Source organism: Nitrospira sp. CR1.1 (assembly GCA_014055465.1).
In the GTDB taxonomy this organism is placed as follows: Bacteria; Nitrospirota; Nitrospiria; order Nitrospirales; family Nitrospiraceae; genus Nitrospira_A.
In genome coordinates this window covers 36254-49141 of record WIAF01000010.1, presented here as the reverse complement: position 1 = coordinate 49141, position 12888 = coordinate 36254, and the positions used below count along the sequence as shown (strand labels likewise).

9 protein-coding genes and 1 pseudogene are annotated in these 12888 nt (G+C 56.6%); 4 read left to right on the top strand and 6 right to left on the bottom strand.

The features are described from left to right. Positions 1-22 precede the first annotated feature (22 nt). The gene (locus tag GDA65_16025; GenBank protein MBA5864201.1) at positions 23-265 is read right to left on the bottom strand and encodes a DUF2188 domain-containing protein; all 243 of its coding nucleotides are present in this window, start codon (positions 263-265) and stop codon (positions 23-25) included. A 259-nt stretch (positions 266-524) separates the two neighbouring features. On the opposite strand from GDA65_16025, the gene GDA65_16020 reads away from it, so the two are divergent. From GDA65_16020 to GDA65_16005, 4 genes and pseudogenes are all read left to right on the top strand, one after another. After that, on the top strand, positions 525-914 hold the full coding sequence (locus GDA65_16020; GenBank protein MBA5864200.1) for a helix-turn-helix domain-containing protein: 390 nt from the start codon (positions 525-527) through the stop codon (positions 912-914). Positions 915-927: 13 nt separating this feature from the next. Further along, positions 928-1773, top strand: a complete 846-nt coding sequence (locus tag GDA65_16015) for an ImmA/IrrE family metallo-endopeptidase (GenBank protein MBA5864199.1) — start codon at positions 928-930, stop codon at positions 1771-1773. A 1134-nt stretch (positions 1774-2907) separates the two neighbouring features. Then, positions 2908-3954, top strand: coding sequence for an IS630 family transposase (locus tag GDA65_16010; protein ID MBA5864198.1), 1047 nt, complete (start codon positions 2908-2910; stop codon positions 3952-3954). Between the two features lie 918 nt (positions 3955-4872). Further along, a pseudogene (locus tag GDA65_16005) lies at positions 4873-5061 on the top strand (arsenate reductase ArsC). A gap of 440 nt (positions 5062-5501) precedes the next feature. Here GDA65_16005 and GDA65_16000 read toward each other — a convergent pair. The 5 genes from GDA65_16000 to GDA65_15980 all read right to left on the bottom strand — a co-directional run bounded on the left by GDA65_16000 (position 5502) and on the right by GDA65_15980 (position 12846). Beyond that, entirely contained in the window at positions 5502-6185 is a 684-nt protein-coding gene (locus tag GDA65_16000) for a hypothetical protein (GenBank protein MBA5864197.1), read from the bottom strand. A 269-nt stretch (positions 6186-6454) separates the two neighbouring features. Further along, positions 6455-6889 carry a hypothetical protein gene (locus tag GDA65_15995; GenBank protein MBA5864196.1) on the bottom strand — a complete coding sequence of 145 codons (435 nt, stop codon included), beginning with the start codon at positions 6887-6889 and terminating at the stop codon, positions 6455-6457. 166 nt (positions 6890-7055) lie between these two features. Beyond that, a complete protein-coding gene (locus GDA65_15990; protein MBA5864195.1) occupies positions 7056-10202 on the bottom strand; it encodes a CusA/CzcA family heavy metal efflux RND transporter in 3147 nt (1048 codons plus the stop codon). Between the two features lie 26 nt (positions 10203-10228). Next, a complete protein-coding gene (locus GDA65_15985; GenBank protein MBA5864194.1) occupies positions 10229-11569 on the bottom strand; it encodes an efflux RND transporter periplasmic adaptor subunit in 1341 nt (446 codons plus the stop codon). After that, complete coding sequence (locus GDA65_15980; protein ID MBA5864193.1) at positions 11566-12846, bottom strand: hypothetical protein; 1281 nt, start codon at positions 12844-12846, stop codon at positions 11566-11568. The genes GDA65_15985 and GDA65_15980 overlap by 4 nt, the downstream gene beginning before the upstream one ends. Between the last annotated feature and the right edge of the window lie 42 nt (positions 12847-12888).

The following is a 12888-nucleotide window of genomic DNA, read 5'->3' as shown; positions in this document are numbered from 1 at the left end:
TGGCGCGGGCATAACGGCAGCCTCAGTGTTTGCGATCGCGCGGCGGCATGGGATCATTGCCGGGTGGCACAGTATCTGAATCTCTCCATTGCCCGTCGCGTCCTTGAATCCTCACTTCTCCCCCGCCGAGGTTTGCAACGGTGTTTTTTGCCGATCGTTCAGCCTCGTGCTGCGTGCTGTGAATGCTGCTCGCCCGTTCAGCGCCCGGTTTTTTTACCGCCCATCCATGTTCATGCTTAACAACGTATCGATCATTTTTCCCCATGAACTCTCCTTTCTTGTTAATGAATCGGTTGACGGTCTTCGCTTTCACTGATGCAGGTCGCATGGTCCCATTCCACTCCCCTACGGCTTGCATTGGTTTGTGGCGTGGAGTACATTTTGTTGTTCAGTAGGGCGACAAACGTTCTTAATCGTTCATTCAGCAAGGTGAACATCACAACGAAAGTCCGATTGTGCGTTGTCTGTACATATAGTGCTGGACAACACTGTATCGACAACTCATTTTCTTGTCAAGGGGACCTATGCCGATAGGGTTTGGTGGATTGCTTGGGCGCCTCAGGACCGAAAAGGGCCTGTCGTTTCGACAATTGGGTCAACTAGCCGATCTCGACCATGCCTATGTGCACCGGCTGGAGACAGGGGAAAAGGCTGATCCCTCGGATGACACCGTGGATAGCTTGATACGGGCTCTGCGACCGGGAGAACGCAAAGCAAGAATCTTGAAGTTCCTGGTACAGCAGCCTGTCGACGAAGATCTCCTCAACTATGCTTTGGAAAACGTGAATGTTTCTATCGAGGACTTTGAATCCGCTGCTCGGATGAGATCGCGTGGCCGGCCAATAGGAAGGGAAGCCTGGGGAAGAGTGCTCGAACAGATCCGTAAGATTAGGGAGACTATGGAAGGTGGATGAGTCCTCGGTCATTATGAAAGCCCGTAGCTTTGTACGGAGCTTTCCCCATCTTATGTTTCCTGTTTCAATGGAGCTGTATGTGGAGGCAATTGGCGCCGTCCTTCACGATGAGATGGATATTCCTCATAACGAGTCCGGCCACTCCCTACCTATCAAAGGCAAGTGGCACATCATTGTGAACAAGGGGCATCTCGAAGAGCGGCAACGCTTTACGATTTGTCATGAACTTGGACATATTTATCTCGATCTTCCCAACGAACACGCCGGCAAGAGTGACTCACAACGTTATACGAAGCGTTCCCAAAGCGAAGTGCTCTGCGACATTTTTGCCGCTGAAATCCTATTGCCCGCTGATCATTTCAGGCCACTCGTCAATGATGCTGAAATCGGGTTTGATGCAGTGATCGCGTTGGGGAAACAGTTTAAGGCTTCCCTAACAGCAACTGGATCACGATTTTCGGCTCTGAATGCCAATCCATGCACCTTTGTATTGTCTGAACACGGAATCGTTCGGTATGCCACCCGTTCCCCTTCCCTGAGAGAAATGGGTGCCTGGGTTCAAACTGGATATCCTGTTCCGCCTTCATCGCTGGCAGCGCAAGGAGCCCAGCTTGTTCAGGACGGTCCTTGCGAGGTTGATCCGACAGAATGGTTTGAAGACTGGACTCGAGGGGGAACCCTCTATGAGGAGTCACGGTATCTGCCTGAATGGGATCGAATGTTGTCGTTGCTCTGGTTGGAGGAAGATTCTCTGTCTGCGAGAGGAAGTACAGCGAGCGAGGAAGCTGAAGATAGTGACCCGTACTGTCGAGAATTAGATGGTACGCTTCCCTGGCCAGACAGAACGAAGGAAAGATAAGACAAGGCAAGAAGAGCCGAGCGCAGTCGATACCTGGTTCAGAGGAGTGAGGCTAATGAACTCCGGATTGACGCCCACGGCTCATCCAGAGTCATGCAGTGATGGATCCCGAAAGCCTCCTTCATGCCAACCCGACAAGTGTCTACCACGACATTGCCACTCGCTACGGCGTCGATGTGACATCACGCGAATCGCTCAACCATCCCCTCCCCCCGCTCCCCGCTGAAACGCAGGGCGCAATTGCGCAAGAACTCCGCAAGCGTGACGGGGAAGCGCCTCGGTAAGGACAAACTATGGACGCTCCTCTCGAAAAAAAGCCCGCTCAGTTTGTCAATTTGATCCCACAGAAGACGACATCCCAATGGACACGTATGATCGGTGCGGCCCCGCCACGATCGCGGCCTGTAGGACACGATGCATGCGGTACGGATGGATTCGAGACTGCTAGGCTGGTAAAATTTCCGTATGCGTAATAAGCGTCGTAAGGTTCTCCCGCTCTCAGCGCGGTCTCGCGCGGTTATCTTCGATCTCCTGGGCAACCCATCTGTTCGAAGTAAACGTCTTGAGCATGCACTCAAGGTTGAGCGGATGCGCGTTGAACATGGCTGCGAAGTAACCCACGATGAAATCCTCAAGAAGCTCAGTCCCGCGAGACGCCAGAAAATTACGGCTCGCGCCGCAGAACTGATCGCAGAGGAAATGGCCCTGCGAAAGAAGCCGCGCTGAACTCCCCCACTCGCAATCTTATGCAGTTCCCGCCTTCCCCTGGCCCTATACACGTTCGCTTTGTATATTGCACGGCATGGCGGATTCACGACTCACCAAACACGATTGTCAGAACGCGATTCAAGCACGTCGATCCACTTAGAGCTCAAGGGAAGATGTCTCATGCGCCTTCGCTGTTCGAACGTACCTCCTCGCTTCACCATTTTTATTTATTCGTGACTTCGACCCAGTCCTTCCCCCAGTCAGTTACGGTCTGTCTGGATCGGCTCTTCTCGAGTGGAACGTATCGACGCTGATAGTACTTTCCCTGATACTCGACGATCTCTTTGCTCCTCGCTTCTGGGAATGCCATATCTAGTGGACTGTAACACCCATTTATAGACTATACTCGTGTTCATGGAGAACACGATGGTCCTGACGAAACGGGAACGAATGGAACTCACCAGACGAGCGAGGAGCCGCACCGGGCGGGCCGAAACCGCTCGGCGAGCCCGCGTGATTCTGCTCCTGGCTGAGGGGGCGACCTGGGATGCCGTGTGTCACGCCGTGGGGTGTAGCCGAGGCTTTGTGGCGACCTGGAGCCAGCGGTTTGCCGCTGAGCGGTTGGCCGGGCTGTATAGTCGTCATCGCGGGCAAGCTCCCCTGCGGCACACTCCTCAGATGGAAGCCCGCATCCTGGAGGCCACACGACGGGCGCCAGCCGACGGCTCGACGCACTGGAGCACTCGCAAGCTTGCGGCCCAGCTCGGGGTCAGCCATATGCGGGTCGCACGAGTCTGGGCGAAGCATGGGCTCCAGCCCCAGCGGCTGGAGCGATATCTGGCGTCCACTGACCCGGACTTCGAGAAAAAGGCCGCTGACATCATCGGCCTCTATCTGAACCCACCGCAGCATGCAGCGGTGTTTTGTGTGGACGAGAAAACAGCGATCCAGGTCTTGGACCGCAAGGATCCGGTGCTGCCCTTGTCGCCGGGACGGGCGGAACGGCATGGCTTCGAATATTACCGGCACGGCACGCTTTCCCTCTATGCCGCGTTCAATACCAAAACGGGCGAGGTGCTCGGCAAGACGGCCGACCGCCACACCTCCGAGCAATTCATCGCGTTCCTGACGGACCTCGTGGCCAATCAACCCAAGGGCCTGGAGATCCATGTGATTGCAGACAACCTCTCGGCGCACAAGACCACGCGGGTCACCGAGTTTCTGCAGACCCATTCGACGGTGCATCTGCATTTCACGCCGACCTACTCGTCGTGGCTGAACCAGGTCGAACTCTGGTTCGCCAAGATCGAGCGTGATGTGATCGCACGGGGCGTCTTCACGTCCGTGAAGGACCTCGACAAGAAACTGATGCGCTACATCCGCCACTACAATAAGGCCCCCAAGATCGTGAAGTGGAAATACTGTGATCCATCTCGGCGCATCGGTACACAATTACCTGTTACAGGCCACTAGTGCAGCATGAAGCTTCTCCTCGTCAGTCATGGGGAGAGCGCCTGTCCGCTTGAGTTCGGATTCGATGAGTCGGACCTTTGATCTGGCTGCTCGAATATCTGATTGATACTTATCTGGGTTATTTCCCGTGTACCGATCAAATCTGTCGTCCCATTTACGAAGCTCTTCTCTCGCGTTCTCCAAACCTTCGAGTGTGTACATTGAGCTCCTTCCTTCTCTACTTTCTCCCCGCCTCTTGCCAGCCTATAATACACTCCACCATGTGAGCCAGCGAAACCGGACGACCACCGTCAGCGTCGACAGTAAGCTGCTCACATGGGTGATGGGCTGACCGGCATAAAAAACAAGACGCATTTCGCACTAACGGCTCTCAGAGTGGTGATCGCGAGCGCGCCACCCAAGCGAAAGCATGTGGTGACTTAGGGGTGTTGCCCGGGGGGTTGCGCAGAGCGCAAGCCGGATCAAAGGCTCGGATCTTTATCCGGGCCTTTGGTTTTTTTGGGGTTCGAGCTCTTCTTCAGCGGCTCTCTAAACGCGTCTACGAATGACACGACATTGCCACCGCGGACATCGGCCTCACCCTCCAGAATCGCCTCCATCTCCTCCGGGTCGGCCAGGACATCCAGCGTTTCGGCCCAGCTCTCGTATCAGCGTTCATTCGCGATCTCCTAGAGACCTGGTGGGTATTGTCACATGAGGGCGGGAGTTGGTCAACGGCCCTCACACCGGTCAGTCTGGATGCGAAACGGCTTCTCCCACGCCTCGTAGTGAAACCCCATCCTCGCATCGGTTCGCTCGTTTGCCCCCACAATTTCAGCTAGCTTGAATGGTGGGTAGGGTTTCTCGCCGACCTTCAGGCGCTCATATCGAGCGTAGACAATAAAATCACCTACCTCGACTGTTTGCGAATCAATCCTTGATCTCGTGATTACGGTGTGCGATCAGGCCGCTGGTGAAAGTTGTCCGCTATTTCCGAGGAAGCCAACAAAGCTGCATTGGAGCACGCCCGATCCGGCCAAAGCGATTGGATCTGACGCCGAAATCGAGGCGGCCTTTGACGAGGCTTTTTGTCTGCTCAGGAAGCGCGTCGAAGAGTTAACAACATGACAACCTACAAAGAGGTCTTCCGAGGAGGCAGAAGAACACATAAGAAAGTCCGTTCTATGAAGAAAACACGTGACGTGCCATCAGGTGGTGGCCCCTCAAGCAAGGCTGGTGTCGACAGTTCGATTCTGTCCCTCGGTATCACAACTCCTTCAAGATCTTTAGAACTCTCGCGCCAGGGCGGGCGATGCGCGCCAGGCCGCTTTTAGGCTTTTCTAGGTCTTTTAACAAAGTGGTTGTCTATGATGGATCGCCACAAACCATGAGGAACACCCCCTTTCGCTTGCGAAGTATCCGGGTCAGATTGGGTTGCGTTGCATTAACGCGAAGGAACATTCTGGAAAGCGATCCTGGGGGAAATTGTCCAAGTCAGCCTTGATGATGTCATCTCGTTAAATTCACTGGGCTAATATTCGCCCTTCCTCCTGTGCGGTCTCAACAGCCTATAGGTCTTCACAGCATGTTTCGCCCCGTAAAGTCTCGATTCCTTCCTTTACGATGATCGGCACCATGATGAGGGCGGCAACAGGGTCGGCCCACCACCAGCCAACCCAAGCATTCAGCAGGAGTCCGCCGAGTAGGATCGCTGAGAGGTAGACACAAAATTCAGTCTGCTTCGCATCGGCCGTCATCGCCACGCTGCCGATTTCCCGAGCAACTTGTCGTTTCGCGCGGGTGAGCAAGGGCATGACAATCAAGGAAGCGATGGCCAGGATGATGCCCAAAACGCTTCTTTCGGGCGCTTCTCGATTGAGAAGCGAGGTCACTGCGTCATAACTGACGTAGACTGCCAGGATCAGAAAGCAGACACCCACGATTTGAAGAGTGATTCTTTCCTTGCGTTCACTTTGTGCGTCGTCTTTGTCTCCGTGTAGCCGCCAGAGCAAGGCAGCGCCTGATGTGACCTCGATCACGCTATCAATGCCGAACCCGACTAGGGCGATGCTGCCGGCCATCAGCCCCAGCACGACCGATATCAACCCTTCGAGGCTGTTATAGGCGATAGTAAAGTATTCCAGCCGTCGGCCGCGTCTGAGGATACTCGCGCGACGCTCCTCCAAGTTACTGATCAACGTTGGTTGCAGGAAGGTTGCTCGTTCTCTACCAGGTGTTGATTGTGAAGACATTTCTGCTCTTTCCCTCCTCTTGTCGCGCATTCCTCTCCTTGCGTCTTTGGGACGCTTCCTCTTCCTGTTGAGTTTTCCCAGCTGCAGGTCCTTACTGCGATCATGAATGGACAGTACGCGGGCACCCCAGAGTAACCAGTCACGACACGTTTCGCCGGGACCGCTTCGACTCCTTCTTTCGCATTGACCGGTCGATCACAAGAGCGGCGACCGGATCGGCTCACCACCACCCAAAGGGCATTCAGGAATAGGTCCCTGCTCTATGCTACTTACGCGTGCTCAAGGTTCCTTGAAAAGCTATTGCGCACAGTCTTGAAGATCTCGTCGCAATGGTCGTCGGCGATACCAGGAGTCGGGACGGACTTGTATTCGACCCCTATGAACAGATCCTCACGGAGGCTGATCCTCACCCAACACCCATGATGATTCCCTGATCTGCTCCCTTTAGAGCCCATGAACGACTCTTCAAACATCGGCGCCTCTGCATAGTAGTTCAGCACGATTCCCTCGGCTGTTGGGATTTCTCGAAGGGGACTCCCGGCACAGGCAAGAAGGTCCTGTTTCGATTTACCAATCAGTGTTTCGGCAAGAGAAACATGGGGCGCTTGATGGATGGTTGTGCAGCCGAGGAATAACCCAACTGCGAATCCAATAACCATTTCCAAAAGCCTGATTGCGCCGCGTGACTTTATCCTGAAGTTCATGTCTTTTCTTGAGTCCTGTCTAGGGAGCGCCCGCCCACTGCCTAATGCTCGAGCTCGACATTCGTGAAGAGCTTGGGCCGAAAGTCTTGAGCCAGAAGTCATTCACGTTCGCACGATGCCCATGAGGATCATCCCTCATTGTTTCGGCCTCGAGAATGTTCTCGTCCTACACTTCTTGTCCGTAAGGCACTGGCACTTCTTTGGCTTCCCCTCTCCGTTGGGCCCACGCTTCTCGCAGGCGCTCTTCCCACACATACAAGGTCGGCAGCACTAGAAGAGTCAGGGCCGTGGAGGTCACGAGTCCACCGATAACCACGGTCGCGAGCGGCTGCTGCACTTCCGCCCCCGCGGAGGTCGAGAGGGCCATCGGCACAAACCCGAGGCTGGCCACCAAGGCCGTCATCAGCACCGGACGCAGACGAATCATGGCGCCTTGCGAAGCGGCTTCCGCACGCGACAGGCCCTGTTTCTGCAAATCGAGGATGTAGGCCATCAGGACGACGCCGTTGAGGACCGCGACTCCGAACAGCGCAATAAACCCGACCGCGGCCGAAATCGAAAAGGGCATGCCGCGGAGCGCCAGGGCGATGATGCCGCCGGTGGCGGCCAGTGGCACATTCAGAAAAATCAGCATCGCCGGCCCGACCGTGTTGAAGGTCGAATAGAGCAGCACGAAGATGAGAAACAACGTGATCGGGACGACGATCGCCAGCCGTGTGGACGCCTCCTGTAATTGGTGAAACTGTCCTCCCCACTCGATCCAATAGCCTTTTGGTAGGGGGATCTGGGCTTCCACGGCTCGCTGCGCCTCGGCCACGAAACTCGCTAAATCCCGGCTTCGGACGTTGGTTTCCACCGCCAGACGCCGGTGAATATTTTCCCGGCTGATCTGCGCCAAACCGGTCTCCGTCCGAATGTCGGCAAGCTGACTGAGCGGTATCTGTCGCCCTGAAGGATCGGCGACCCGGATGTCCTTGATCCGATCGAAATTGCTCCGATCTTCTGGCCGAAAGCGGACCTGAATGGAGAAGCGCTGATTGCCTTTGACGACCTGCCCCGCCACACGTCCACCGAGGGCTTCGACGGTCCCGAGAATCTCCGAGGCGTTGATGCCATAGCGAGCGATCGCCTCGCGGTTGATGATGACTCGCAGGTACGGCATGCCCGCAACTTGTTCGGCCTTGGTGTCCGCGGCCCCCTGGACCCCCGAGACCACGTGCACCACCTGATCGCCCAGGCGTTTAAGCGTGTCCATATCTTCGCCGAAAATCGTGATGGCGATATCGGAACGCACTCCGGCAATCAGCTCCTGCACCCGCAACTCAATGGGCTGAGAGTAACTGAAGATGGTGCCGGGCACCGCCGCCTTCAACGCCCGATCGAAGGCCTCAATCAGCTCCGCTTTCGTGTGAGCCGTCCTCCATTCCGACTTGGGCTTCAAGATGATATACACGTCACTGACCTCGACTCCCATTGGATCGGTGGCAATCTCTGGACGACCGGTTCGCGGGACTACGGTGGCGACCTCTGGAAACTGCCCCAGAATCTGCCCGATCCGGGTCGTGCTCTTGACGGATTCCTCTAAGGCCACACTGGGAAACCGCCAGGCTTGCAGCGCGATCGCGCCCTCATCCAACTTGGGAATAAATTCCGCCCCCAGCACCGACGCGAGCGCCAGGCTGCCGGAAAAAATGACAGCGGCAGCGGTAGCGGTGATCGCCGGATGCTGGAAGGTCTGGGACAAGAGCGGTTGGTAGATCCGTTTGGCCCAGCGCACCACCCACGTTTCTTGTTCACGAACTTCTTGGCGCAAGAACAGGCTCACGAAGACTGGAGCCGCCGTGAACGCGAGGACGAGCGCAGCCACGAGCGCGAAGATGACGGTCAGCGCCATCGGTCGGAACATCTTTCCCTCGACGCCTTGCAGCGTCAAAATTGGCAGGTAAACGATGATAATAATGCCGACGGCAAAAAAGATCGGGCGGAGGACCTCCCGGCCGGATCGCAGAATCACTTGCCGGATCTCGTCGTGGCCAAGTCGGCCCCGTACCTCCTTTCGCCGCTCAGCCAAATGCCGCATGATGTTTTCAATCATGACGACCGACCCGTCGACAATGAGACCGAAATCGATGGCCCCCAGACTCATGAGGTTGCCGGATATGCCAGCGGCGAGCATGCCGGTGAGTGCGACCAACATCGACAGTGGGATCACCGAGGCCACGATGAGGCCGGCCCGAAGGTTGCCTAGCAGGAGAAACAGGACGGCGATCACGAGAAGGGCGCCTTCGGTCAGATTGGTGGCGACCGTTTGAATGGTCGTACGCACCAGATCGGTTCGGTCATAGTAGGGATCGACTGTCACGCCCGGCGGGAGCGATTTTTGGATCTCCGTAAGCTTCGCCTTGATGCGGTTGACGACGACCCGGGAGTTTTCGCCGATAAGCATGAGGGCTACGCCCGTCACGACTTCACCGCCTTTGTCCCGGGTCACCGCTCCCTGCCGGATTAGAGGTTGAAAACGGGTCTGCGCGATATTGCGAATGGTAATCGGCGTCCCGTCGTGCCCCGTCGCCACGACGATATTGTTGAGGTCCTCCAACGTTTGCACCAACCCCTCGCCGCGGATCAGATACTGCTCTTGCGCGTGCACGATGTATCCGCCACCGGCATTGGCGTTATTGCGTTCGATTGCTTCGAAGACCCGGCCGATCGGAATCTTATACGCCACCAATTTGCTCGCATCGAGCACCACTTCGTACGCTTGGAGCTCCCCTCCGTAACTGTTCACCTCAACGACACCCGGAACGGACCGCAACTTCAAGGCGATGTCCCAATCAAGAATCGTGCGTAGCTGCATGAGGGAAAAGCCTTGGCCCTTGACCTCGAACTGGAAGACCTCCCCCAATCCCGTCGAAATCGGGCCCATCTCGGGATTACCGAATCCCGGTGGAATGGCCTGCCGCGCCCGCGGCAGGCGTTCCATGACAAGTCGCCGGCAGAAATAAATGTCCATGCCCTCCTCGAAGTACACGGTGACGGCGGACAGCCCAAAACGGGACACCGAGCGGATCAGGGTGATACCGGGCAACCCCGACAGCGCCGTTTCAACGGGAAAGGTAATGAATTTCTCGACCTCAACGGGACCCAAGCCGGGCGAGTCGGTGAGGATTTGCACCTGATTCGGCGTCACGTCGGGCACGGCATCGATCGGCAACTTCCGCATGGCATAGACGCCGGCGGCAATAATGAGGCCCACAAACACCAGCACGAGAAATCGGTTGCGCAGCGAAAATTCAAAGAGTGAGTTCAACATGAGTGGCTCCTCTGACGATTCTCTGGCTAGTCTCCCGCGATCCGTTCCTTCAAGAGAATGGATTTGAGATAGAAGGATCCGTGAGTGACGACCCGGTCGCCTTCGGCCAAGCCGGAATGTACCTCCGCATCCTTTCCCGATTTGCGACCGACGACAACCGGCCTGACCGTAAAGGCGCCCGGGCGCTCCTCCACAAATGCCACCGGCTTCTCGTCGACCTGTTGAATGGCGTCCTGGGGAATGATCAAGACCTGTTGATCCTCTTGCGTGCTAGGAAGAATGATGGCCGCTCGGGCAAACATGCCGGGTCGCAGACGGCGGTCGAGGTTTGCAATCACGACCCGTGCATCGACGGTTCGTGTATCCGGATTCAGCACGTAACCGAGGTAGGCGATCTTCCCGCGAAATCTCTCCTTCGGATATGCGTCCACGGTGATCTCCACCTCGCTCCCGACTTTGACAGCGGCCAGATGCTGTTCATAGATATCGAGGAGGATCCAGACGGTGGAAAGATCCGCGATGGTGAAGGCATTGTCCTTCGGTGTCAGCAGTTCACCACGCGTGATGTTCCGCTCGATCACCGTCCCTGCTTGTGGAGCCACCAGCGCGAAGGAGGAGAGAGCCTTCCCCTTCCCGCTCCAGCCGATCTTTTTGATTTCATCGTCCGAAAGGCCCACGAGCCGCAGGGCTTCGTAGGCGGCCCGATAGGCCGCCATGCTTTTCTCATAGGTGCCCTTGGCTTCCACATATTCCTTCTCCGAGGAAATGCGTTGCTCGAACAAGCCTTTCTCTCGGGAGTAGTTGCGAGTGTCCACATCGCGATTGGTCACACCTTGGAGAAAGGTTGCTTTCTTCTGTCCTAGCTCAATGCTGTCGAACAACGCCAACGGCTGCCCCTCTTTAACTTGATCACCGAGCTCTGCCATGACATTAATCACTCGGCCTTCGATTCGGGGACTGAGATGGAACAGCCGATATTCGTTCGGCTTGATGGTCGCAGTGGCTTGAATTTCATCCCGGAAGACTCGGCGTTCAACGACGGCGGTCTGGAACGTTTGTCCTTCGAGTGCCTGAGGTGAGACTGTCAATTGGTGTGGCGCCCTGGTCTCAGTTTGTGGAAGAGTATTGCCAGTCTGATGAGCAGCCTTGCCTGGCTCCTGCTCGGCCGTTGTCTTCGGCGGCGGTGGCTCGATCTTGCGCTCGTTACAACCTACGACAACAGCGATGAGGGAAGACACCACTAGAACGAACATATTCTGGCTCATGGGAGACTTCCTGGTTGGAAGACCACCGGCGTGGCATGAGGGGTCAGCCAGAATGAGCCTGGTTTCCGCGCCTGCCCTAAAGAAATCCGTCAACCAGCTCATTGAAGGTCTCCCGTCCAGCGTTCCAGCCTCGCCAGAGCGACAGACAGATCGGCCCGTGCCTGGGCATACTCCAGCAGGATCTGGCGGGAGACGCGTTGTGCGTCAATCACATCTAATAGGCTGGCCGCGCCCTGCTTGAAACTGATCCGGGCGATCCTGAGCGCCTCTTCCGCTTGCTTCAACAATCCCTTTTCAAACACGTCGAGCTGCTGCCGCGCCGTTTGCGCTCCCTGGACCTGCTCAGTCACGTTCCTCACCAGCTCATTCTGCGCCGACATTCGCTCCGCTTCGGTACGTTCCCTTGCCCCCAAGGCGGCTTCGATTTCCCCCTGCCGCCGGTACCACAGAGGAAGAGGAATCCTCAACCCCATGAGGAAATCTTGATTGCCGGCTTCCCGGATGTACGTACCCGAGACGGCGATGTAGGGAAGGCGGGACTCCCGTTCCTGCACAATGCTGTGCTCAGCCTGTTCGATCCGCTTGGTGAGTCTCCGGAGCATCGGATGCGATTCCAGCGAACGCGCCGTCAGTTCATCTAACGCGAGTTCCTGGGGGAACGACAAAAAGTCCCCGCCCACCACAAAGTTTTTCCCCAGCGCCCCGGCTGTCAGCACGTCGACTCGGGCCCGTGCGACGACCAACCCATTTTGGCTCCGGCTTAGATCTTTTTCGGCTTTCTGCAGTTCGACGCTCGCTTTCACGGCTTCAAACGGTCTCGCTTGGCCCGCATCGACCCGAGCTTTGATCATGTGAAAGATCTCTTGCATCGTCGCCAGGTTTTGGATCGTCAGTTCGACGTCTCGTTGCGCCAGCAATAGCTGATAGAAGGCCACTTTGACATCGGATAGCACCGTCAGTCGTGTATGCTCGACTCCCGCCTGGGCCGCCGCCAGACCCGCGTCAGCGGCCCCTTGGCGGGCCCGACGCTTCCCCGGCAACTCCACGGGTTGTTCAATGGTCACTTGATGCTCAAGAATGACGACGCCCGTTCTTGGATCCGTGATCGCCCCACGTCCCGCTGTCCCACTAATCGACGGATTCATATATGCACCAGCCGCGGTTCGCTCTCCCCGACTCTGCTTGACAGCGGCTGCCGCGCCGGCCATTGCCGGGTTCCGATTCAACGCAAGCTCAATGATTTCCTCGAGCTTGAATACACCTGTATTAGCGTTGGCGGGCGCTGACTCCCCGCACCAGATGCTGCCGAGTAGCGAGATAATGCCAACAAGACACACGGTTTTGTGTTGCATGAGGGTCCTCCCCATTGCCTGCATCACAGGGCAATGCTTCGCCTGCTGATCAATTGTGAGAACGGCTAG